General features: G+C 74.5%; 24 protein-coding genes. 7 read left to right on the top strand and 17 right to left on the bottom strand.

All coding sequences use genetic code 11. From position 1 onward, the window contains the following. Positions 1–95 precede the first annotated feature (95 nt). Positions 96–1,013, top strand: a complete 918-nt coding sequence (locus R2737_08905; GenBank protein MEZ5116375.1) for a sulfite exporter TauE/SafE family protein — start codon at positions 96–98, stop codon at positions 1,011–1,013. Between the two features lie 95 nt (positions 1,014–1,108). Here the strand turns inward: R2737_08905 and R2737_08900 are convergent, their stop codons facing one another. Next, a complete protein-coding gene (locus R2737_08900; protein ID MEZ5116374.1) occupies positions 1,109–1,759 on the bottom strand; it encodes an NAD(P)-binding domain-containing protein in 651 nt (216 codons plus the stop codon). A gap of 109 nt (positions 1,760–1,868) precedes the next feature. Here R2737_08900 and R2737_08895 point away from each other — a divergent pair, with 109 nt between their 5' ends. Then, the gene (locus R2737_08895) at positions 1,869–2,672 is read left to right on the top strand and encodes a DNA-formamidopyrimidine glycosylase family protein (GenBank protein MEZ5116373.1); all 804 of its coding nucleotides are present in this window, start codon (positions 1,869–1,871) and stop codon (positions 2,670–2,672) included. Positions 2,673–2,700: 28 nt separating this feature from the next. Here R2737_08895 and R2737_08890 read toward each other — a convergent pair whose 3' ends face one another. The 11 genes from R2737_08890 to R2737_08840 form a co-directional block, all read right to left on the bottom strand. Next, entirely contained in the window at positions 2,701–3,003 is a 303-nt protein-coding gene (locus tag R2737_08890) for a helix-turn-helix domain-containing protein (protein MEZ5116372.1), read from the bottom strand. A gap of 99 nt (positions 3,004–3,102) precedes the next feature. Further along, positions 3,103–3,399, bottom strand: a complete 297-nt coding sequence (locus tag R2737_08885) for a helix-turn-helix transcriptional regulator (GenBank protein MEZ5116371.1) — start codon at positions 3,397–3,399, stop codon at positions 3,103–3,105. A gap of 114 nt (positions 3,400–3,513) precedes the next feature. Continuing rightward, a complete protein-coding gene (locus R2737_08880; GenBank protein MEZ5116370.1) occupies positions 3,514–4,032 on the bottom strand; it encodes a nicotinamide-nucleotide amidohydrolase family protein in 519 nt (172 codons plus the stop codon). After that, positions 4,029–4,637: a CDP-diacylglycerol--glycerol-3-phosphate 3-phosphatidyltransferase gene (pgsA, locus tag R2737_08875; GenBank protein ID MEZ5116369.1), complete on the bottom strand. Its 609-nt coding sequence runs from the start codon at positions 4,635–4,637 to the stop codon at positions 4,029–4,031. The genes R2737_08880 and pgsA overlap by 4 nt, the downstream gene beginning before the upstream one ends. Then, positions 4,634–6,064: a 30S ribosomal protein S12 methylthiotransferase RimO gene (rimO, locus tag R2737_08870; GenBank protein MEZ5116368.1), complete on the bottom strand. Its 1,431-nt coding sequence runs from the start codon at positions 6,062–6,064 to the stop codon at positions 4,634–4,636. Before rimO ends, pgsA begins: the two co-directional genes overlap by 4 nt. Positions 6,065–6,115: 51 nt before the next feature. After that, a complete protein-coding gene (locus tag R2737_08865; protein ID MEZ5116367.1) occupies positions 6,116–6,982 on the bottom strand; it encodes a helix-turn-helix domain-containing protein in 867 nt (288 codons plus the stop codon). Between the two features lie 143 nt (positions 6,983–7,125). After that, entirely contained in the window at positions 7,126–9,651 is a 2,526-nt protein-coding gene (locus tag R2737_08860; protein MEZ5116366.1) for a DNA translocase FtsK 4TM domain-containing protein, read from the bottom strand. Positions 9,652–10,236: 585 nt separating this feature from the next. Continuing rightward, positions 10,237–11,922: a ribonuclease J gene (locus R2737_08855; protein MEZ5116365.1), complete on the bottom strand. Its 1,686-nt coding sequence runs from the start codon at positions 11,920–11,922 to the stop codon at positions 10,237–10,239. Then, positions 11,919–12,824: a 4-hydroxy-tetrahydrodipicolinate synthase gene (gene dapA, locus R2737_08850; GenBank protein MEZ5116364.1), complete on the bottom strand. Its 906-nt coding sequence runs from the start codon at positions 12,822–12,824 to the stop codon at positions 11,919–11,921. The genes R2737_08855 and dapA overlap by 4 nt, the downstream gene beginning before the upstream one ends. Before the next feature lie 130 nt (positions 12,825–12,954). Continuing rightward, positions 12,955–13,677, bottom strand: coding sequence for an FAD-dependent thymidylate synthase (gene thyX, locus R2737_08845; GenBank protein ID MEZ5116363.1), 723 nt, complete (start codon positions 13,675–13,677; stop codon positions 12,955–12,957). A gap of 23 nt (positions 13,678–13,700) precedes the next feature. Then, positions 13,701–14,852 (bottom strand): FAD-dependent oxidoreductase, encoded by a 1,152-nt coding sequence (locus R2737_08840; protein ID MEZ5116362.1) that lies wholly within the window; start codon positions 14,850–14,852, stop codon positions 13,701–13,703. A gap of 70 nt (positions 14,853–14,922) precedes the next feature. Here R2737_08840 and R2737_08835 point away from each other — a divergent pair, with 70 nt between their 5' ends. From R2737_08835 to R2737_08825, 3 genes are all read left to right on the top strand, one after another. Next, positions 14,923–15,459 (top strand): GNAT family N-acetyltransferase, encoded by a 537-nt coding sequence (locus tag R2737_08835; GenBank protein MEZ5116361.1) that lies wholly within the window; start codon positions 14,923–14,925, stop codon positions 15,457–15,459. Positions 15,460–15,607: 148 nt separating this feature from the next. Then, entirely contained in the window at positions 15,608–16,036 is a 429-nt protein-coding gene (locus R2737_08830) for a hypothetical protein (protein ID MEZ5116360.1), read from the top strand. After that, a complete protein-coding gene (locus tag R2737_08825) occupies positions 16,033–17,559 on the top strand; it encodes a hypothetical protein (GenBank protein ID MEZ5116359.1) in 1,527 nt (508 codons plus the stop codon). The genes R2737_08830 and R2737_08825 overlap by 4 nt, the downstream gene beginning before the upstream one ends. A gap of 22 nt (positions 17,560–17,581) precedes the next feature. Here R2737_08825 and R2737_08820 read toward each other — a convergent pair whose 3' ends face one another. Further along, positions 17,582–18,493, bottom strand: a complete 912-nt coding sequence (locus tag R2737_08820; protein ID MEZ5116358.1) for a DMT family transporter — start codon at positions 18,491–18,493, stop codon at positions 17,582–17,584. An 85-nt stretch (positions 18,494–18,578) separates the two neighbouring features. Between R2737_08820 and R2737_08815 the strand changes: the two genes are divergently transcribed. Beyond that, positions 18,579–19,241, top strand: a complete 663-nt coding sequence (locus tag R2737_08815) for a DUF2461 domain-containing protein (protein MEZ5116357.1) — start codon at positions 18,579–18,581, stop codon at positions 19,239–19,241. Next, on the top strand, positions 19,238–19,894 hold the full coding sequence (locus tag R2737_08810; GenBank protein ID MEZ5116356.1) for a hemerythrin domain-containing protein: 657 nt from the start codon (positions 19,238–19,240) through the stop codon (positions 19,892–19,894). Before R2737_08815 ends, R2737_08810 begins: the two co-directional genes overlap by 4 nt. 24 nt (positions 19,895–19,918) lie before the next feature. Here the strand turns inward: R2737_08810 and R2737_08805 are convergent, their stop codons facing one another. The 4 genes from R2737_08805 to R2737_08790 are packed head-to-tail and all read right to left on the bottom strand — an operon-like array spanning position 19,919 to position 22,791. Then, on the bottom strand, positions 19,919–20,629 hold the full coding sequence (locus R2737_08805; protein MEZ5116355.1) for a fumarylacetoacetate hydrolase family protein: 711 nt from the start codon (positions 20,627–20,629) through the stop codon (positions 19,919–19,921). Continuing rightward, positions 20,622–21,098 (bottom strand): cupin domain-containing protein, encoded by a 477-nt coding sequence (locus tag R2737_08800; protein ID MEZ5116354.1) that lies wholly within the window; start codon positions 21,096–21,098, stop codon positions 20,622–20,624. Before R2737_08800 ends, R2737_08805 begins: the two co-directional genes overlap by 8 nt. Then, positions 21,095–21,982: an NAD(P)-dependent oxidoreductase gene (locus R2737_08795; protein MEZ5116353.1), complete on the bottom strand. Its 888-nt coding sequence runs from the start codon at positions 21,980–21,982 to the stop codon at positions 21,095–21,097. Before R2737_08795 ends, R2737_08800 begins: the two co-directional genes overlap by 4 nt. After that, positions 21,982–22,791: a cupin domain-containing protein gene (locus R2737_08790; protein ID MEZ5116352.1), complete on the bottom strand. Its 810-nt coding sequence runs from the start codon at positions 22,789–22,791 to the stop codon at positions 21,982–21,984. Before R2737_08790 ends, R2737_08795 begins: the two co-directional genes overlap by 1 nt. Positions 22,792–22,896: the final 105 nt, after the last annotated feature.

Raw genomic sequence — 22,896 nt, 5'->3', positions numbered from 1 at the left:
CGCGCCGACACGCCGGCGGCCGGGCTTGCGTCGCGCAGGCACTCTCCCCATAATCTCTATCTATTCGGTAGGAAAGATGGTGAAGGGAGCGCCCCGTGCCCGGGTTCCTGCTCATCGCGGTGGTCGGTCTGGCCGCGCAGCTCGTGGACGGCTCGCTGGGGATGGGCTACGGGGTCACCTCGTCCACGCTCATGATCGCGATCGGGCTCACCCCCGCGGTGGCGTCCGCCTCGGTGCACCTGGCCGAGCTCGGCACCACCGCCGCATCGGGCCTGGCGCACTGGCGGATGGGCAACGTCGACTGGCGCACGGTGCGCCGGATCGCCCTGCCCGGAGCGCTCGGCGCCTTCGCCGGCGCGACCGTCCTGGCCTCGCTGTCCACGGAGGCGGCGCGGCCGTGGGCCAGCGGGTTCCTGTTCGTGCTGGGGATCTACGTGATGGTGCGGTTCCTGCGCGGACGGGCCCCCCGGCGGCGCACCGGGACGCCCGGCCTGCGACTGCTCGCGCCGCTCGGCGTGGTGGGCGGGTTCGTCGACGCGACCGGGGGCGGCGGCTGGGGCCCGGTCACCACGCCGACACTGCTCGCCGACGGGCGGATGCCGGCGAACAAGGTCATCGGCACCGTCAACACCAGCGAGTTCCTGGTGTCACTGGCCGCCTCGATCGGCTTCCTGCTCAGCCTGGGGACCCAGGCGGTGCGGGTCGACATCCTGCTGCCGCTGCTCATCGGCGGCGTCATCGCCGCGCCCATCGCGGCCTGGGTCGTGCACCGGCTCAACACCCGCATCCTCGGGGTGGTCGTCGGGGGCCTGATCGTCTTCACCAACGCCCGTACGGTCCTGGACGCTCTCGGCGTCCCGGGCGAGGCGCGGGCGTGGGTGTACGCCGCGATCGTGCTGGCCTGGGTGTCGGCCACCGCAGCGGTGTCCGCGCTGGTCCTGCGGCAGCGACGCATCGACGCCGAGCTGGCCGAGCTGCAGCCGGTCGGCGAGGTCCAGGCCGCCCCGGCCTGACCCGCCCTCCCCGTCGAGTGCTCGCGCGTGGGGGTTTCGGGACGGTCCCGAAACCCCCACGCGCGAGCATTCGCGGACTGGGCGACCCGCAGCCGTCAGCGGACCAGGCGGACGTTGAACCGCGCGGTCCCCTGCACCTGCATCAGGCGCACCCACAGCGGCAGGTACAGCTCCAGCGGGCCCGCCGCGGTGATGTCGCCGACGTCGACGACCTGGTCCGGCAGCCAGCCCAGCTGCACCAGCAGGCCGGTGACGGTGGCCTTGGCCGCCTCGTCGTCCCCCGCGACGAAGACGGTGGTCGGCTCGGCCAGCGCGGCGGGGTCCGCCATCACGTCCGCATTGACCGTGTTGAGCGCCTTGACCACGGCCGCGTGCGGGAAGCGGGCCTGGATCCGCTCCCCCAGGGAGAGCCCGCCGGGGTGGTCGACCGTGGGCGGGAAGCCCCGGGAGAAGTCCAGCGGGTTGGCGATGTCGACCAGCACCTTGCCGTCGAGCTGCTCCGCACCGGCCAGGTCCAGCGCGGCCAGGGACGCCTCCCCGCGGGTCGCGTTGATGATCAGCTCGCCGAATCCGGCCGCCTCGGCGAAGGTCCCCTGGGAGGCCCGCTCGCCGTGCGCGTCGGCCCAGGCGGTCGCCGCCTCACCCCCCGATGCGCGCGACCCCAGCCGGACCTCGTGCCCCAGTTTCACCAGCCGGGCCCCGACCGTCGTCCCGACCATCCCCGTCCCGAGCATGCCGATGCGCATCGACCCTCCCGTTCGCCGTACGGGGCACCGCTCGCCACCGCGTCTGCCGGCCTCAACTCCCGCCGGGCCGGCGGTGTTCCCGCGGCCCCGACCGGGGCAGGATGCGCGGGTGCCCGAGGGAGACACCGTGTGGCGGGCCGGCCGGCGGCTGGACGAGGCGCTGGCCGGCCGGACGCTGACGCGGGCCGACCTGCGCGTCCCCGCGCTGGCGACCGTCGGGCTGCAGGGCCGCTCGGTGCTCGAGGTGGCTACTCGCGGCAAGCACCTGCTGATGCGGGTCGCAGGCACCGACGACGACCCGGCGGACGCCTGGACGCTGCACAGCCACCTGCGCATGGACGGGGCCTGGCACCGCTACCGACCCGGGACCCGCTGGCGCGGCGGTCCGGACCACCAGGTCCGCGCGGTCCTGGCGAACCAGGACTGGGAGGTCGTGGGCTACCGGCTCCCGGTGCTCGAACTGGTGCCCACCATCGACGAAGACAGGGCGGTGGGGCATCTCGGCCCGGACCTGCTGGACCCGGCCCCGGACCTGGCCGAGGCGGTCCGTCGGCTGACGGCCGACCCGCAGCGCCCGATCGCCGAGGCGCTGCTGGACCAGCGGGCGGTCGCGGGCATCGGCAACCTCTACAAGTGCGAGGTGCTGTTCCTGCGCGGCGTCTCACCGTGGCGTCCGGTGGGTCAGGTCGACGACCTGCCCGGCCTGGTGGGCCTCGCCCGCCGGCTGCTGGACGCGAACCGCTGGCGGCCCGAGCAGATCACCACCGTGGACACCCGCCGCGGAGCCCGGCACTGGGTGTTCGAGCGGGCGGGACGCCCGTGCCGCCGTTGCCGTGGCACGATCCGCAGCGCCCGGCAGGGGACGGCGCCGTACGACCGGGTCACGTACTGGTGCCCACGCTGCCAGCGGTAGCCGGGGGAGCGTGCAGGACGCCGTGGCGTCAGGCGGCGGCCACGACCGGGCCGGATCCCAGCGCCGACAGTCCGGCGGGGCCGACGCCGGTCGCCAGCTCGTGCCGGGCGACCTCGAGGCTGACCGCGGCGAGCACGACCGAGAGCGGGACGTCCAGCGCGTCGCAGATGGCGGCCAGCAGCTCCGACGAGGCCTCCTTCTGACCGCGCTCGACCTCGGACAGGTAGCCCAGCGACACCCGCGCCACCGACGACACCTCGCGCAGGGTGCGCCCCTGCTGCAGCCGCCGACGGCGCAGCTCGTCGCCGAGCGCATGGCGCAGCACGATCACGGGGTCCTCCTGCGGGTGGTCCCGGGCACGGTGCCCGTCGGGGCCGCGTCCACGGTACCTCCCCGTCCCGACGGCCGCAGCGGCCGACCGGGTGGGGTGTCAGACCGGGGCGACCCGACCGGTCCAGGGCCCCGGCACGACCGGGGGGACCAGCTCCGCCGACTCGCGGCCGGCGAGGGCCCGGCTGGTGTCGGCCAGCACGTCGGACAGCGGGGCGTCCAGCGCCCGGCAGATGGCTGCCAGCAGTTCCGACGAGGCCTCCTTCTGGCCCCGCTCCACCTCGGACAGGTAGCCCAGCGACACCCGCGCGGTCTTCGCGACCTCGCGCAGGGTGCGGCCCTGCCGCACCCGCCGCTCGCGCAGCTGCTCGCCGATCACCTCGCGCAGGACGATCACCCGGGCTCCTCCTCGTCGTTCCCGACATCCTCACCCGCCGGGTACGGATCTGCAACGGTGTAATCATCCGGTGCATTCCCGGCCCGGCGCGCGGCGTGGGTCGGGCCGGGACGCTCAGCGGCGGGCCACCAGGGCCGGGACCCACTCCAGCAGCGCCCGGACGGTGCCCGTCCGGACCGCCGCCCGGTCCCCCGGCAGGGCCAGCTCGCGCACCAGGACGTCTTCCGCGTCGCCCGGAGCCGCGACGGACGCCCGCGCCGCGGCCACGAACACCACCCCCGGCTCCCGGCCGCCCTGCGGATCCGGCCCGGCCACCCCGGTGCAGGCCAGGCCCAGGTCCGCCCCCGTGCGTCCGGCCACACCGACGGCCATCGCGACCGCCACGTCCGGGTGCACCGGGCCGACGCGGGCCAGCAGCGCCGGGTCGACGCCCAGCAGGCCGGCCTTGAGGTCGGTGGCGTACGCGACGACCCCGCCGCGCACGACGGCGGAGGCGCCGGGGACGTCGGTCAGTGCGGCGCACACCAGTCCCCCGGTGAGCGACTCGGCCACCGCGACCGTGACGCCGGCGGACTGCAGGGCCGCGACCGCCGCCACCGCCTCGGGCGAGGGCCCGCCGCCGTCCCCGCTCACGCCGTCCCGGTCGCCAGCGCGCGGCGGCGCAACCGGACGGCGCGGACCACGTAGTCGGCGCCGGTCGCCAGGGTGAGCACGACCGCCACGCCCATGACCACCGCGCGCACGACGAGCCACGGCCCGTCCAGGGGCAGCAGGTACAGCGTGATGGCCACCATCTGGGCCACCGTCTTGGCCTTGCCCCCGCGGCTGGCGGGGATCACGCCGTGCCGGATCACCCAGAACCGCAGCAGAGTGACGCCGACCTCGCGGGCGAGGATCACCAGCGTCACCCACCACGGCAGCTCGCCCAGCGCGGACAGCCCCACCAGGGCCACGCCGGTCAGCGCCTTGTCGGCGATCGGGTCGGCGACCTTGCCGAACGTCGTCACCGCGCCCAGCCGGCGGGCCAGCGCCCCGTCCACGAGGTCGGTGACCGACGCGAACACGAACACCGCCGCGGCCGCGATGCGCATCCCCGCGTCGGCCCCCGCGTCGGCGAGCAGCAGCCAGGCGAAGACCGGAACGAGCAGCAGCCGCAGCAGGGTCAGCGCGTTGGGCAGGTTGCCGACCCGCGACGTGGTGACCGGGTCGCCCACCGGGTCCGGGGGCGCCGGTCTCACCGCGCCGTCCCGTCGCCGCGGGACCCGGTCGCCTCGGCGACCAGGTCGACTCCCTCCGAGGAGACCACCACGGCCGCCACCAGGTCGCCGACGCGCACCGATCCCTCGGCCAGGCCGGTCACGGTGGTCGTGCCGTCGTCCGGGCCCTGGTGCTCCGCCCTGCCCTCGACCGCGTCGCCGTCGACCTGCTCCACCAGCACCAGCACGGTCTCGCCGACACGCTCCTCGGCCCGCTGCGCGGTCAGTTCCTCGACCAGCGCCGTGACCCGCTCGACCCGGGCGCGCACCTCGTGCTCGGGCACCTTGTCGTCGTACGTCGCGGCCTCGGTGCCCTCCTCGTCGGAGTAGCCGAAGACGCCCACGGCGTCCAGCCGGGCCGCGGTCAGGAACCGCTCCAGCTCATCCAGGTCTGCCTCGGTCTCACCGGGGAACCCGACGATCACGTTGCTGCGGATGCCCGCGGACGGGGCGCGGTGGCGGATCTCGTCCACCAGGGCGAGGAAGTCGTCGGTGCCACCGAAGCGGCGCATCCGGCGCAGCACCGCCGGGCTGGCGTGCTGGAACGACAGGTCGAAGTAGGCCGCCACCCCGTGCACGCCCACGATCGCGTCGAGCAGGCCGGGCCGGGTCTCGGCCGGCTGCAGGTAGGACACCCGGACCCGGGAGATCCCGGCGACGGCGGCCAGCTCCGGCAGCAGCGACTCCAGCAGCCGCAGGTCGCCGAGGTCCTTGCCGTACGACGTGGAGTTCTCGCTGACCAGCACGACCTCGCGCACGCCCTGCCCCACCAGCCAGCGCGCCTCGGCCAGGACGTCGACCGGCCGGCGGGAGACGAACGACCCCCGGAACGACGGGATGGCGCAGAACGTGCAGCGCCGGTCGCAGCCGGAGGCCAGCTTCAGCGGCGCCACCGGGCCGCCCTCGAGCCGACGGCGCAGGGCGCCGCCGTGCCCGGGCACCGTGGACGCCCCGTCCGCGACGGTGGCGGCACGCTCGACCGGGGTGACCGGGAGCAGCAGGCGGCGGTCGCGGGGCGCGTGCGGGACGTGCGGCACCCCCCGCACGGCCTCCGCCAGCCGGGCGCCGATCTCCGGGTAGTCGTCGAAGCCGAGCACCGCGTCGGCCTCCGGCAGCGCCTCGGCCAGCTCGGCGCCGTAGCGCTCGGCCATGCAGCCCACCGCGATGACGGCCCGCGGGCCGGAGTCCGGGTCGCCCTTGAGGTCCGCGGCCGCGAGGAGGGTGTCGACGGAGTCCTTCTTGGCGGCCTCGACGAAGCCGCAGGTGTTGACCACCACCGCGTCGGCGTCGGCCGGCTCGGCCACCAGGGTCCAGCCGTCCGCCTCGAGGCGTGCGGCCAGCTCCTCGGAGTCAACCTCGTTGCGGGCACAGCCCAGCGTCACCAGGGCGACGCGCTGGGGGGCCCGCATGGCGGAAACCCTAGCCGGGCCACCGCGGGGCGCCCGCCGGGCGGCGGCCGGTCAGCCGACCGCGTCGGAGGGATCCCCGGGGGTGAACTCCAGCCGGCGCACCTCTCCGGTGCCGCCGGGACTGCCGAGGTCGGTGCCGTTCACGGTGAGTTCGACCGCACCGGCGTTGCCGATCACGACCCGGATCCGCTCGGGGTCGGTGAACGTCTCCACGTCGCCGGTGGTGGCCAGGCCCTCGTACAGCGTGTCCCCGGCGGAGTCGGTCACCGAGACCCAGGACTTGTCGCCGGTGACGGTGAGCACGAGGGTGACCTCGTCGTCGGGCAGCGCAGCCACGGCGTCGCTCGGCGTAGGCTCGGCGGTCGTGGGCTGCGGGGTGGGCGTGGGCTCCTCGCTGACCGTGGGCGCCGGCGTGGCGGCCGCACTGCTCGACCCGGCGGCCACCGGCTCCTCCCCCGAACCGCGGGTGAGGACGGAGACGGCGCCCACGGCCAGGATCGCCAGCAGGGCGATGACCATCGCCGCGGTCCAGTTCAGCTGCAGGCCGCGGGACTCGCGCGTCGAACGGCCCAGGCCCGCCAGCGCCGGTCCGGTTGCGGCCGGGGAGGGTACGGGGTGCCGCGGGACCGGCTCCTCGGCCCGGGCGCGGGCGTGCCGGCGCCCCGGGCGCTGCTCGGGCTCGGGCGGCGGCCCGGCCGGGTGGTCGTACGCGCTGATGAACGGCGCGGGGTCCAGCCCCAGGGCGTTCGCGATGCTGCGGATCTGGCCGCGGGCGTAGGCGTCGCCGCCGCACAGGTGGAAGTCGTCGACCTCCATGGCGCGCAGCACGGTGGACCGGATCCGGGTGGCCGCAGCCAGGTCCTCCACGGACATGCCCGCCTCGGTCCGGGCAGCGGCGATCATCGAGCCGATCGACACGTCGATCTCCCTCGCCGCCGCTCCGGCGTGGCGCCACGGCAACGACCGGGCACCCCGCTATCTTGCGCCGCCCATGGTACGGGGGGTTCGGGGGCGCCTCGCCACCCCATCGGGCATTCCGGGGGCGGCGGGGGTGACGAGGGTCAGGACTCGTCGCCACGCAGCAGCAGCAGGGTGCCCTCGAGGTCGTCGGGCTTGACCAGCACCTCGCGCGCCTTGGACCCCTCGCTGGGGCCCACGATGCCGCGGGTCTCCATCAGGTCCATCAGCCGGCCGGCCTTGGCGAAGCCGACCCGCAGCTTGCGCTGCAGCATCGAGGTGGAGCCGAACTGGGTGGTCACGACGAGCTCCACCGCCTGGCACAGCAGGTCCAGGTCGTCGCCGATCTCCTCGTCGACGTCCTTCCTGCCGGACTGCACCGCCGCGACGTCCTCGCGGTAGGCCGGGGCCAGCTGCGCCTTGCAGTGGGAGACGATGCCGCGGATCTCCTGCTCGGAGACGAACGCGCCCTGGATGCGCATCGGCTTGCTGGCGCCCATGGGCAGGAACAGGCCGTCGCCCTGGCCGACCAGCTTCTCCGCACCCGGCTGGTCGAGGATGACCCGGCTGTCGGCGAGGCTGGAGGTCGAGAACGCCAGCCGGCTCGGCACGTTGGCCTTGATCAGCCCGGTGACCACGTCGACGCTGGGGCGCTGCGTGGCCAGCACCAGGTGGATACCGGCGGCGCGGGCGAGCTGGGTGATACGGACGATCGAGTCCTCGACGTCACGGGGCGCGACCATCATCAGGTCGGCGAGCTCGTCGACGATCACGAGCAGGTACGGGTAGGGCGCGAGCACCCGCTCGCTGCCGGGAGGGGCGGTCAGCCGGCCGCTGCGCACCGCCTTGTTGAAGTCGTCGATGTGCCGGAACCCGAAGTGCGCCAGGTCGTCGTAGCGCTGGTCCATCTCCTTGACGACCCACTGCAGCGCCTCGGCCGCCTTCTTCGGGCTGGTGATGATCGGCGTGATGAGGTGCGGGACACCGTCGTACGCGGTCAGCTCGACCCGCTTGGGGTCGACCAGGATCATCCGGACCTCGTCCGGGGTGGCGCGCAGCAGCACCGACGTGATCAGGGCGTTGATGCAGGAGGACTTGCCCGCGCCGGTCGCGCCGGCGACCAGGATGTGCGGCATCTTCGCCAGGTTCGCGCAGACGAAGCCGCCCTCGACGTCCTTGCCCAGTGCGGCCAGCATCGGGTGGTGATCCGACGTGGCCGCCTTGCTGCGCAGCACGTCCCCGAGCGCGACCAGCTCGCGGTCGGTGTTGGGGATCTCGATGCCGATGGCGCTCTTGCCCGGGATCGGGCTGAGAATGCGGACGTCGGCGCTGGCGACGGCGTACGCGATGTTCTTGCCCAGCGCGGTGATCCGCTCGACCTTCACCGACGGGCCGAGCTCGATCTCGTAGCGGGTGACCGTGGGGCCGCGGAGGAACCCGGTGACCGCGGCGTCGATGTCGAACTGCTCGAGCACCTGCGTGAGCGCCTCGACCACCTTGTCGTTGGCCTTGGTCGCGGTCTTGTGCTGCGAGCCCGACTTCAGCAGGCCGGCGTCGGGCAGCTCGTACGTCACCTCACCGGTGAGGGACAGCTGCTCGGCCGGACCGGCAGGGGCCGGGTGCACGCCCCGGCCGGCGGTGGCCGGCGCGGCGCCGGGCAGCGGGACGATGACGGTGTCGTGGGTGTCGCTGGGGCCGTCGGCGGGGACGACCGGGATCGGGCCGGTGAGTTCGGCGTCGTGCTCCGGGGCCGGCGCGGCGGCCGGGGTCAGCAGGTCCGCCGCGGACGCCTCGCCCTCGGCGAGCACGGGGGTGACGAACGGCTCGTCGCCGACCAGCCCCGGGACGACGTCGTCGTCAGTGCCGTCGGCGCCCTCCTCGTCCCGGCGCAGGCTGCCGACCCGGCGGCGGGCCTTGCGGGACCGGCGGCGCCCCTCGGGGACGGCGTCCGCGTCGGTCTCCGCGTCCGCGTCGGCCGCCGTGCCGGTCTCGGCGTCGGCGGTGCCGTCCTCAGTCGGGCCGGCCGCGTCGTGGCCGGCCGGCGGGGTGCGGCCCAGCAGCCGGTCGCGCAGGTGCCGCAGGCGCTCGGGGATGGCGTTGACCGGCGTCTTGGTGACGACGAGAAGCCCGAACACGAGCAGGATCAGCAGCAGCAGTCCGGCCACGATCCGGCCGAGGGCGGCCACGACGGGCGCGGTGACGATCCAGCCGACGACGCCACCGGCCGACCCCATCACCTCCGCGCCGTCGCTGGGCGTGGGGGCATCGCGCAGGACGTGCCACAGCCCGGCCGCGGCGACCAGGACCGCGCCCCCACCGATCACGATGCGGCCGGTGGCGGCGCTCTCGTCCGGGTGGCGCAGCACCCGCCAGGCCACGGCGAGCAGGGCCAGCGGAACGACCCAGGCCAGCACCCCGACCAGGCCGACCACCAGGCCCGAGACCGGGCCGGTGAGGAAGCCGTCGACGCCGAACCAGACCGCCGCGGCCACCACGACCGCGCCGGCGACCAGCAGCAGGCCGAGGCCGTCGCGCCGGTGCGCCGGGTCGAGGTCGCGGGCGCCGTGGCCCAGCTTGCGGGTGGCGCCGCCGAGCACGTGCGCCAGCCCGAGCCACAGCGCGCGCGTCATCCGGCCCAGGGCGCGGAACAGCCGGGCGACCGGCCCGGGGCCGGTGCGCCGGGGCGTGGGGGCGCGTCGTGCCTGGGGTGCGGCCGTGCGTGCGGACGACGACCGGGACCGGCTGCCGGACGAGGACGAACGACCTGCGGAGCGGGTCTTCGTGCGCTTCCCGGACGAGGACCGGCCGCCGGACGAGGACCGGCTCCCGGACGACCGGCTCCCGGACGACCTGCTGCCGGACGAACGGGACGAGCCGGACCCTGACCCGCCGGACCGGGCGGAGCCGGAGCCCGACCGGCTGCGGCCGCTGCCCCGCGACGACGGCGCGCGGTCGGGATCGGGTGCGTCGGGGTCCCCCGCGCGACCGCGGGCGCGCGCGGCTGCGGGCGTACGAGTCGCCATGGACGGAGCGTACCGGCGGGGTCCCACGGGCCACCCCCGTCACACGCGCCCCGCGCGTGTCGCACACACTCCCCACCCCCGTGTTGTGGTGCCGGTTGCGTGCGCTGTAGCGCACGCAACCGGCACCACAACGCAAGGGGGCCGGGGCGGGGCACGCGCGGCCCGGGGGTGCGACCGCGGGGGAGGCGGAGGTCAGGCCTCGACGACGATCGGGACGATCATCGGGCGGCGGCGGTGCTCGGAGTTGACCCACCGGCCCACCTGGCGGCGGACCAGCTGCTGCAGCTGGTGGGTGTCGGTGATGCCGTCCCGCAGCGCATCCTCCAGGGCCGCGCGGACCCGGTCCGCGACCGGGTCGAGGACCTCACCGTCCTCCACGAACCCGCGGGCGTGCAGCTCGGGCCCGGCGACGACCTTGCCCTCCACGGCATCGACCGCGACGAAGATCGAGATGAAGCCCTCCTCACCGAGGACCCGGCGGTCCTTCAGCGAGGCCTCGCTCACGTCGCCGACGCTGGAGCCGTCGACGTAGACGTAGCCGCACGGCACCGCGCCGACGATCGAGGCGTTGCCGTCGACGAGGTCCACGACGATCCCGTCCTCCGCGAGGACGATCCGGTCGTGCTCGATCCCGGTACGGACCGCGAGCTGGGCATTCGCGCGCAGGTGTCGCCACTCCCCGTGCACCGGCATCACGTTGCGCGGCTTGACCACGTTGTAGACGTACAGCAGCTCTCCGGCAGCGGCGTGGCCGGACACGTGGACCAGCGCGTTGCCCTTGTGCACGACGGAGGCACCGAGTCGGGACAGCCCGTTGATGACGCGGTTGACTGCGTTCTCGTTACCGGGGATGAGGGACGACGCCAGCACCACGGTGTCGCCCTCCCCCACCTGGATGGCGTGGTCGCGGTTGGCGATCCGCGACAGCACCGCCATCGGCTCGCCCTGCGACCCGGTGCAGATGAGCACCGCCTCGTCGTCGGGCAGGTTGGACAGGTCATCGATCGAGACGAGCACACCGCCGGGAACGGTGAGGTAGCCCAGCTCGCGGGCCACGTTCATGTTGCGGACCATGGACCGGCCGACGAACGCGACCTTGCGGTCGTGCAGCACGGCCATGTCGATGACCTGCTGCACCCGGTGGATGTGGGAGGCGAAGGAGGCGACGATGATGCGCCCCTCCGCGCGCAGGAACACCGCGTCCAGCACCGGCAGGATGTCGCGCTCGCTGGTGACGAAGCCGGGGACCTCGGCGTTGGTCGAGTCGACGAGCAGCAGGTCCACGCCCTCGTCGCCGAGGCGGGCGAACCCGTTGAGGTCGGTGATGCGGCCGTCCAGCGGCAGCTGGTCCATCTTGAAGTCACCGGTGTGCAGCACGGTGCCGGCGTCCGTCCGGATCGCCAGTGCCAGCGCGTCCGGGATGGAGTGGTTGACCGCGAGGAACTCCACGGAGAAGGGCCCGAGCCGCTCGGTCTGACCCTCCTTGACCTCCGCCGTGTACGCCTGGATCCGGTGCTCGCGCAGCTTCGCCTCGAGCAGGGCCAGCGTCAGCCGGGAGCCGAGGATCGGGATGTCGCGCTTGAGCCGCAGCAGGTACGGCACCGCGCCGATGTGGTCCTCGTGCCCGTGCGTCAGCACGATCGCCTCGACGTCGTCGAGCCGGTCCTCCACGTACTCGAAGTCGGGCAGGATCAGGTCCACGCCGGGCTGGTTGTCCTCGGGGAAGAGCACCCCGCAGTCGACGATGAGCAGGCGGCCCCCGGTCTCGAGGACCGTCATGTTGCGGCCGATCTCGCCGAGGCCGCCGAGGGCGACGATGCGCAGGCCGTTCGCGGGGAGCTGCGGCGGGGGCCCGAGCTCGGGGTGCGGATGCGTCACAGGTCGAACCCTCCGGCACGAAGGTCGGCGCGCAGCACGTCGCGCTGCGCCTCGTCGGCCTCGACCAGGGGAAGCCGCAGCACTCCGCCGCCGGCCCGGTCGAGCAGGTCCAGCGCGGCCTTCACCATGATGGCGCCCTGGGTGCGGGTCATGATCCCCTCCGTCACGGGGACCAGCCCGTCGTTGATCTTGCGGGCCGCGGCCACGTCGCCGGACAGGTACGCCTCCAGCATCGCGCGCAGCCGGTCGGCGACCACGTGCCCGGTGACGCTGACGAACCCGCACGCCCCGATCGCCAGCAGCGGCAGGTTCAACGCGTCGTCGCCGGAGTAGTAGACGAGGTCGCTGCGGTGCATCACCTGCTGCGCCGCGAACGGGTCGCCCTTCGCGTCCTTGTTGGCCACGATCCGCGGGTGCTCGGCCAGCCGCAGCAGCGTCTCCGTCTGGATCGGCACGCCCGCGCGGCCGGGGATGTCGTACGTCATCAGCGGCAGGCCCACGCCGTCGGCGACGGCGGTGAAGTGCTGGAGAAGGCCGGCCTGCGGGGGCTTGTTGTAGTACGGCGTGACGACGAGCAGTGCGTGCGCGCCGACGCCCTCGGCCTCGCGGGCCAGCTCCAGGGTGTGCTCGGTGTCGTTGGTGCCCACGCCGGCGACGACCGTGGCGCGGTCGCCGACCGCCTCGAGCACCGCGCGCACGAGCAGCGCCCTCTCCTCGTCGGTGGTGGTGGGCGCCTCGCCGGTGGTGCCGTTGACGACCAGCCCGTCGTTGCCCAGGTCGACCAGGTCGTTGGCCAGTTGCTGGGCGGAGGGCAGGTCCAGCTCCCCGTCGGCGTCGAAGGGGGTGACCATCGCCGTGAGCACGCGGCCGAAGGGCGCGTCCGCCGAGGTGGTGGGAGGCATGCCCCGAGGCTACCGGGCGCCGCCCGCCCCGCCCCTCCGCGGCCGAATGAGTCCGGGCGTTGCTTGTCGCCGCAATTCGGGGCCGCAAGCGACGTGGGGACTCATTCCGTCGCGGGTGGAGCGACGTGGGTCAGGGGGCGACGCGGCCGTTGGCGACGAAGGCGGCGTGGGTCAGCGGCATCAGCCGGGCCCACTCCTCCTCGTACCGCTCGGCCACCATCTCGATCTCGCGCTGCGGGAACGACGGGAACCGGGAGTCGTCGGTCTTGCGCCGCAGCGACAGGAAGTTCATCAGGGCGCGGGCGTTCATGGTCACGTAGGCCGAGGAGTAGATGGTGACCGGAAGCGGCATCCGGGCCACCTCGCGCGCCACGCCCGCGTCGAGCATGGCCGTGTAGGCCTCGTACGCGCGGGCGCATGCCGCGCGCATCTCGCGGTCGACGACCTCGTGCTGCTCCGCCGTGCCGGCGACGAACTCGTAGTGGCCCGGCTTGCCCTCCTGCACCAGGGCGCGGTCGGGGCCGGGGAGGTAGAACACCGGCTGCAGCACGCGGTAGCGGCCGGACTCCTCGTTGTACGAGGCCATCCGGTGCCGCATGTGCTCCCGCCAGACGAAGATCGGCGCCTGCACGTAGAACGTCATCGAGGTGTGCTCGAACGGAGAGCCGTGCCGGTCGCGCATCAGGTAGTTGATGAGCCCGCGGGACTTCTCGGCGTCGGCCCCGACGTCCTCCAGCGACTGCTCACCCTTGGTGGAGACCCGCGCGGCGAACAGCACGTCGGCGTCGGAGGCGGAGGACTTCACCAGCTCGACGGTGATGTCGCTGCGGTACGTGATCTCGTCGTGGGGCACGGCGGCGAGCCTAGCGAGCGCCGTCACACCCCCAGCGTGGGCAGACGCTCCGGCATGGGCGGCGCGCCGCCGAAACGCGCCAGCGACCACCCGGCCACGTCCGGGTCTGCTCGCACGCCCTCGGCGAGGTCGGCCAGCACCTCCCCCAGCAGGGCGGAGAACTTGAAGCCCTCGCCCGAGTCACCGCAGGCGAGGACGACCCGCTCGTCCTCGACGGTGTCGACGACGAAGCGCCCGTCCGGGGAGTACGTCCACGAGCACACGTCGCACCCGGTGACGTCGGCGGCGACCGTGGGCAGGTCTCGGGCAACCCGGGCGGCGATGGCGTCCGCGGCCCGCGGCGACGCCTCCCGCGCGGGGTCGCCAGGGTCGAAGGCGCGCAGCGGCTGGTCGATGCCGACCTTGTACCCGCGGCCGGGCGTCGGCATCGCGTACAGCCCCGGCTCTCCGTCCCGCGGGCCCTCGAACCAGCACGGCAGGTCCTCGTCCGCGGTCCCGCCGAGGTAGCAGACCTGCTCCAGCACCGGGGCGAGCGGCAGGTCGATGCCGAGCAGGTCGAGCAGCGCGGGTGCCCAGGGTCCCGGTGCCAGAACGACGCGGTCGGCGGCCAGCACCTGCGCGTGGTCGGTCGTCACCGTGACCGGGTGGGCGCCGGTGGTGTCGATCCCCACGACCCGCGCGGTCTCGAGCCGGCCACCGGCGCCGGCCAACCGGCGGGCGGCGGCCGACAGCGCCGCGGAGGCGAGGACCGGTCCGGCCTCGGGCTGCCAGACCGCGGCGATCCCGTTGGGGCGCAGCCCGGGGAAGAAGCGATCGACGTCGCCGGGGTCCACGGCCACGTGCTCGACCGACTCCGACGCCAACGCGTCGGCCACCGCGGGGACCGAGCCGGCATCGCGCCAGAGCAGACCGCGCGTGAGCAGCAGCTCGGTCCCCGTGGCGCCCTCCAGCCGGCGCCAGGCGGCCACCGACCGCAGTGCCAGCCGGACCCGGGCCGCGTCGGGGTGCGCCAGCCGCCACAGCCGGGTGGCGCCGGACGACGAGGACACCCGGTTGCCGACGCCGTGCGCGTCGAGCACCACCACGTCGTGCCCGCGCGCCGCGAGCTCCGCGCCGGCGGGCAGGCCCCACGCGCCGGCGCCGACGACCACGACCCGCATCCGCCCGTCCCGCATGTCGCGGACGGTAGCGCCGCGGGCGAGGATGGACCGGCAGGAGCACCCAACGAGCCCGAGGAGCGCAGGCGTGGCGGACCGGTCGGTACGGCTGGCGCGGACCCCCGACGTCGACGACCTGGCCGCCGTCCAGGTCGCGGCCTGGCGGGCCGCGTACGACGGCGTCCTGCCCTCCGTGGTGCTCGACTCCCTCGACCCCAGTGACCTGGCGCTGGAGTGGGCCCGGGCGATCCTCACCCCGCCGTCGGGGGCGTACCGCGTGCTCGTGGCGCTCGAGGGCGACCGAGTCGTCGGCTATGCCGCGACGTCGCCGACCAGCGACCCGGATGCTGACCCCGCGACCGAGGGAGAGCTGGTCGCGCTCGCCGTGGCGCCGGACGCTCAGCGGCGCGGGCACGGGTCGCGGCTGCTGGCGGCCGCGGCCGACTACCTGGCGGGTGACGGGTTCACCGGTGCCGTGACCTGGTTTCCGGCGGCGGACGAGGCGCGGCGCGCGTTCCTGGAGTCGGCCGGCTGGGGCCCCGACGGAGCGTTCCGAGAGCTGGACATCGACGCCGACGCCGGCCTGACCGTGCGCGAGGTGCGCCTCGTGACGGCGCTGGCCTGACCCCGGCCAGCCAGACCTCGCCCCCGGGCTCGTCCGGCGGGCGGCGCCGACCGGCCCGAGAAACCTGCGCCGCCGATGTATCAGGACGGCGACTGGCTCCTCTTGTCCACGACACCGGGCCGCCGGCCCGCGCGACCGAGGAGATCCCATGCTGCTGCGACTGCCCGAGTCCTGGCCCCAACCGGCGGTGGCCGCGATCGCGATGGTCGTCCTCGCCGCCCTCGACCTCGCCGGCGCGTTCGTCGCCAAGGAGGCGGTCGATCGGCGCTCGCTGCTGCTGGGCCTGGTCGGGGCGGGCCTGTTCCTGGCTCTCTTCTACGTGTACGCCTGCAGCCTGCAGTACGTGGATCTCGCCCCGGTGACGCTTGGCTGGATCGTGATCCTCCAGGTCGGGGTGCTGCTGCTGGACCGGCTGCACTACGACCGACACATCGGCGCCGGCGCATGGGTGGCCGTGGTCATCCTCATCGCGGCCCAGGCCTACCTGGTGCTGCACCCCGCCACGGACGTCGAGGACGTCGCCGACGGGGGCCCCGTGGCCACGGCGTCGGGCTCGGGCATGGGAGCGCCGCGATGAGCGCCTCGCCCGAGACCGCCCCCCGGCCCGGACCGCGCCCAGCGGACCAGACCCGCGCCCCGCTGCTCGATGCCGTCACCCGCGAGGCACGCGCCGCGCGCCACCGCTGGCACTGCCCGGGTCACCAGGGCGGCTCCCGCAGCTCGGCCGCGATGGCCGACCTGCTCGGCGGCGATGCACCCGGGGGCGGTGCGCTCGCCGCCGACGTGTGGCTGGACACGACCACGTACGACCGGAGCCGCCGCTCCGCCGAGGGACTGGCCGCCGAGGCGTGGCGCGCCCAGCGGGCGTGGCTGCTCGGCAACGGGTCCAGCGCCGGCAACCTCGCCTGGCTGCTCGGCCTGCTCGGTCCTGGCGACGAGGTGGTGGTGGCCCGCGACGCCCACATCAGCGTGCTCGCCGGGCTCGCCTTCTGCGGGGCCCGGCCGGTGTGGGTCGTGCCGGAGATCCATCCGCGTCTGGGGCTGCCCCTCGGCGTCACCGCCCCCGCGGTCACCGCCGCGCTGCGGGGGAACCCCCGGGCCCGGCACGTCGTCCTGACCTCTCCCGGATACGCGTCGACCGGCCCGGACCTGGTCCCGGTCATCGCCGCCGCCCGCGCCGCAGGTGCGGACCGCGTGTACGTCGACCAGGCGTGGGGCCCCCACCTGGCGTTCCACCCGGGGCTCCCCCCGGCCGCGCTGGACGCCGGGGCGGACGGCTGTGTCGTCAGCGTGCACAAGACGGCGACCGCGCTGTCCTCGGGTGCCATCCTGCTGGCGGCGGCGCGAGCCGGGGACGAGGTGGCGGCCCGGCTGGAGGTGGCCGTGCGCCTGACCCAGACCACCAGCCCGCTGATGCCACTGATGGCCTCGGTCGACGCCGCCCGGCGTGACCTGGCCACCGGCGGGGCCGACGCCGTGGCCCGTGCCGTGGAGCAGGCGGCGCGGCTGCGCCACCGCCTACGGCGGATCCCCGGGGTACGCGCGCTCGACGCCGACGCCCTCGGTCTGCCCGCCCACCGGGTCGACCCGCTGAAGGTGGTCGTCGACGTCCGCGGCACCGGACTGACCGGCTGGCAGGTCGACCGTCGCCTACGCCGGTACGGGGCTCCCGCCGAGGGCGCGGACCGAGACCGGGTGTACCTGGTCGTGCCTGCCGTGCCCGCCGAGGCGTCGGCCGACTCCGAGGACGCCCTGGTCGGTGCCCTGGCGCGCGCGACGGGCCAGGACGGCCGGGGGCGGCTGCGCAGCAGGCCCGCCGGTGCCGACCCGTCCTGGGCCGCCGCGCTGTCCCCGGGCGCGCAGGTCCTGACCCCCGCCGAAGCCCGTCGGCGCGCCGTCGTGACGGTGAGCCGCGAGCGGGCCGTGGGACGCGTCGCGGCCGAACCGGTCGTCCCCTACCCGCCGGGAGTGCCGGTGATCGTCCCCGGCGAGCGCATCGAGGCCTCGACCGTCGACGTGGTGGCGTCCCTGCTGGCCAGCGGCGGCCACGTCCACGGTTGCGCGGACGAGCGCCTGCGCACGATCCAGGTCGTGGCCTGACCCGTGCGACCACGTCACGGGGCTAGGTCGCCGTCCGAGGGACAGCGGGCGCGGGTCTGGCCCGCTGGGTCCAGCCGACGCAGACGAGGACGACGGCGGCTGCGAGCAGGGTCGGCCAGCCGACGGTCTCCCCGAGCAGCAGGACCGACCACAGCAGGGTGAGCAGCGGCTGCAGCAGCTGCATCTGCCCGGCTCGGGCGACGCCGGCGGCGGCGAGGCCGGCGTACCACCAGAAGAAGCCGACGTACATGGAGAACAGCGCCAGGTAGAGCAGCGCAAGCAGCGCCGACGCGTCGATGCTGTGGTCCGGTGCGCTGCGCCACTGCAGGGCCACGGTCACCGGGACCGTCACCGGCAGGCTGACGACGAGCATCCACGAGACCACCTGCCAGCCGGGCATGGCGCGGGACAGCAGCGCGCCCTCGACGTAGCCGAACGCCGCCGCCGCGACCGCGCCGAGCAGGAGCAGGTCGGGCACGAGCCCCGCGCCGGTCGCGCCCCCTCGGGTCAGCGCGAACACGATCACGGCCGCGGTGCCGGTCGTGGACGCCCACCAGAAGGACCGGCTGACGCGTTCGCCGGCCCGCAGCACCGCGAAGACCGCGGTGGCGATCGGCAGGCCGGCGATGACGACGGCGGCGTGCGCGGAGGTCGTGGACCGCAGGGCGAGGGTGGTCAGCAGGGGGAATCCGACGACGACGCCGAGCGCGGACAGCAGCAACGGTCGCAACATCGACCGGGAAGGCGGTCGCACGCGCAGCGCCAGCAGCACCACCGCGGCGACCACCCCGGCGATCGCCGCCCGGCCGAACGCGATGACCACCGCGTCGAAGCCCTGCAGCGCGATCTTGGTCATCGGCAGCGTGAACGAGAACGCCAGGACGCCGAGGAACGCCAGCACCAGCCCGCGACGCACGCGCGGGTCGGTCGGCACGCGGGAACCCTAGTCGGCGGGAGCAGACCGACCGGGACGGCGCAAGGGGCTGGTGCCGGCGGCGGCACAGCGGCAGGATCGGCGCGTGGCGGACAGAGGGACACCGCGGTTCACCGGCATCCCCGCGGAGGCGTTCGATTTCTACGACGCCCTGACGGCGGACCCGACGAAGTCGTTCTGGGAGGCGCACAAGGACGACTACGTCCAGCACGTGCGGGAGCCCCTGGAGGCGCTGACAGCGACGCTCGCCGACGAGTTCGGCCCCGCGAAGCTGTTCCGCCCCTACCGGGACGTCCGGTTCAGCAAGGACAAGAGCCCGTACAAGGACCACCAGGGCGCTTTCGTCGCCGTCCAGGACGCCGTCGGCTACTACGTCCAACTGTCCGGGCACGGGCTGATGGCCGCGGCCGGGTGGTACGCCCCCGGCGGAGCGCAGGTGCACCGCTACCGGGAGGCGGTGGACGGGTCGCAGGGCGGTGAGCTTGAGGCCGCCGTGGAGACGTTGCGGCGCAAGGGGTTCGAGGTGTCGGGGGACGTGATGAAGACCCGGCCGCGCGGCGTGGACCCGGACCACCCGCGAATCGAACTGCTGCGGCACCGCTCGCTGGTGGCCAGCCACACCTGGGAGCCGGCGGCGTGGATGGGAACCAAGGCGGCAGCGACGAGGGTCCGGGACATGTGGCGGGCGGCCCGGCCGATGGTCGACTGGCTCGCCGCCTACGTGGGACCGATCGAGGAGGGGTCATGACGAGCGCGGTTCACGAACGACCCAACACCGACGACATGCTGGTGGTGCACGAGACCATCCGGCGCAACTTCGCCGAGCTGCCCGGACTGGTGGCCGGGGTCCCAGGCGGCGCGGCGGACCGGGTGGCCGTGGTCGCGGACCACTTCGACCTGATGCACGACCTGCTGCAGGTACACCACCAGGGCGAGGACCTGCTGCTGTGGCCGGTCCTGGCCGAGCGGGCACCCCAGGCGGGTGACCTGGTGGAGCGGATGCAGGGGCAGCACCACGACCTGGAAGCCCGGCTCGAGGCCGCGCGGGAGGCCGCCACCGCCTGGCGGGCCGGCGCTGACGCCGAGACCGCGTCCGCGCTCACCGCCGCGCTGGGCGACCTGTTGGACGTCCTGAACGCGCACCTGGCGGAAGAGGAGCGCGACGTCCTCCCCCTCGCGCAGGAGACGATGAACGTCTCGGAGTGGGCGGCGATGGGAGACCACAGCCGCGCTCAGATCTCCCCCGACCGGATCATGATCGTGCTCGGCTCGATGCTGGACGGCGCCCCGCAGGAGGTCGTCGACGGGATGCTGTCCGCGATGCCCCCGCCCGCCGTCGAGGCGTGGAACACCATGGGCAAGCCGGCGTACGACGCCTACCGGGAACGTCTGCTGGGCTGATCTCGGCACGATCTCACGGGGCCGTCAGGCGAACGCGAGGGCCAACTCCGGGTGGTCGGCGAGGCGATAGCGCACGGCGTCCCCGGGCCGGACCGGCACCGGCGGCACGATCGAGCCGAGCAGCACCACGTCGCCGGCCAGCAGGCCACGGCCGTACGCCGCCGCGTCCCGGGCCACCTGCGCCAGCACGTCCTCGAACCGACCGGTCAGCGCGGCGAGGTCGACGACCTCGACCTCGGGCTCGTCGCCCACGGTCACCCGGCCGACCCAGCCGGTGCAGTCCAGCCCACCGGAGACCGGACCTGAGCCTGGCTGCTCCCCCACGACGAACGCGCGCTGGAAGATGTCGCCGGCCAGGATCGCCTCGGGGTCCTCCGGCGGCAGGTCCACGTCGGCCACCTCGAGGGCGGGCACCAGCCCGGCGACGTACGCGCCGACGCCGGACGGCGCCACGTCCCCCGGCACGTCGACCGCCAGGACCGCGGCGACCTCTGCCTCGATGACCGGCTTCGTCCACCTCGAGGTGTCGATCGTGGCGCCGGACGACCGGGCGCCGGTGTCGAGGAGGAACCCGACCAGCGGGGCGGTCAGGCCGAGGGCCGCGAGCCCCTGCGGCGAGCCGAACCCCGCCTTCCACCCGACCTGCCGGGCGCCGTCGGCAAGGCGTGTTCGCAGGAACTCGGACTGGGCCCGCATCCCGCGCTCCCGGCGCGGGTCGGCGGGGACCTCAGCCATCCGGCGACCCGCCCGCCGCCGCGCCGGATCCGCCCGATCCGCCGGATCCGCCGGTGACGTCGGCCTCGTACCCCGCGTCCTCCAGCGACCCGGCCCCGCTCCAGCCCCAGACCAGCACGGCGTCGACGTCACCGGTGTTGCGGAACCCGTGCCACCGACCGCGCGGCGTGAACACCACGTCACCCTGCCGCGCGGGTGCCTCGCCGTCGTCGGTGTACATGACACCCGAGCCCTCGATGACGACCCAGAACTCGTCGGCGTGGACGTGCCGGTGACGGTCGTGCATCGCGCCGGGCGGGAGCACGGTCCAGCCGACCAGCAGGTCCGACGTACCCGCCGTCGCCTTGTCGATGAGGAACTGGACCTGCATGTCGACCCAGCCCTCCTCGCGCTTGAGCCCGGCCACCTTCGGGACGTCGGCGAGGTTGGTGACGAACCGGTCCAGCGAGGACCCCGGCTCCGGCCTCACCGGCTCAGACCGCCCATCCGCCGGTAGGCCTCGTGGGCGACGACGAAGTCGTTGTGGTCGATGCCGAACCCGCGGCAGGCGTTCATCATCTCGTTGGCCGACGAGGCCAGCGGCAGGGGCATGCCCAGCGTCCGGCCCTGCTCCAGCACCAGCGTCATGTCCTTCTGCTGCAACGTGACATCGGCCAGCGGCTTCTCGGGCATGTTGCCCTCGAGCACGAACGGCCCGCGGTAGCCGAGCACCGGGGACGCCGCCACGCTGTCGAGGATCGCGGAGACCGCAACCTCCCGGTCGACGCCGCCCTTCTCCGCCAGCGCGACCGCCTCGCCGAACGCGATGACCTCCACCATCAGCAGGAGGTTGATGGACAGCTTCGTCTGCACCGCAAGGCCCTGCCCGCCCACGTACGAGACCTTCGGGCCGATCGCCAGCAGGATGTCGCGGACCCGGTCGTACGCGGCCCGGTCGCCGCCGACCATGACCGAGGCCTTGCCCTGCACGACCGTGACCGGGCTGCCCGACAGCGGGGCGTCGAGCATGGCCCGACCGGCCGCGGTGAACTCGCCCGCCACGGCACGGCTCGCCGCCGGGGAGATCGTGGACATGTCCAGGTAGACCCCGTCCGGGCCGAGGCCGGCGAGGATCCCGTCCGGACCGAGCGCGACCGATCGCACGGCGGCCGCGTCGGTCACGATCGAGAACACGGCGCTCGCGCCGTCCGCCGCCTCCGCGGCCGACGCGGCGACCGTCATGCCCTGCTCGACCAGCGGACCCTCGCGGCCGGGGGTGCGGTTCCAGCCGACGACGTCGTGCCCGGCGGCCAGCAGCCGGGGCACGATCACCCGGCCCATGTCCCCCAGGCCGACGAAGCCGACCCGCGCCATCAGACGTCGCCCTGGCCGTGCAGGTGGTAGGCCAGCTCGCGCGCGGGCTCCCGACCCCGGCTGTCCAGCCCGGTCGGCTTCCAGCCACAGGCGTTGACGCCGGGCACCCAGACGGTGCGGTTGCGACCGGGAACGAAGAACTCCACGAAGCGCATCTCCTCGTCGCCGGTGCGGAACCAGTGGATCTCGTTCTCCAGGTTGTAGAGCAGGTCTCCGGCGGCGAGCGGCGCTTCTTCGCCCTCGAGCACCGCGGTGCCGGAGCCGGACAGCACGTATTGGAAGTGCTCCGCGCCCTCGTGGTGGTGTGCTGCGCCGGCGCAGTCCGGCGGGTAGACGATGAGCTCCCCCGCCACCGCGTCGGTCCCCCACAACCCCTTGCTGGCCAGGTAGATCCGGCTGCGGGCATCGTGCTCGGAGGCCATCACCGGCTCGGTGGTCCAGTCCCGGAACGACGCCGCCCCGGCGGGGATGGACGGGTCGTACGCGGCCGCCGGCGGGACGCGGGCGACGAAGAGCTCGGTCGGCTCGGCCGCGGTCAGCGTGGCGGAGGCGCCGCGGGCCAGCATGCTCATGTGGTCCGGGCCGACTGTTGTCCCGTCGTCCCGCACCAGCCCGCCGGCCAGGACCTGGAACCACAGCAGCTCGTCCGGTCCGGCCGCGAGGTCGAGCGTCGCACTGGTATCGAGCGTGAGCAGGTCCACCGAAAGGCGGCCGTCGGGCAGGCCGTCCGGGGCGATCACCCAGCGGCCGATCACACCCTCGGCCACGGTCCGGGGGACGAGGTCGGCGGAGCGCACGACGAAGGACATGGCACCTCCCACAGCGGCGACTGCTCCCGACCCTAGGCCAGCGGCAGCCTGCGCCGCAATCGATTGCATTGGGTCGGTATCCCGCTTGACCAGCGTGGAACATCC

It is taken from the genome of Candidatus Nanopelagicales bacterium, from assembly GCA_041393815.1.
GTDB lineage: Bacteria > Actinomycetota > Actinomycetes > S36-B12 > JAWKJK01 > JAWKJK01.
Note: the sequence above shows the minus strand (reverse complement) of the source record. Positions and strands in the feature narration are given on the sequence as shown.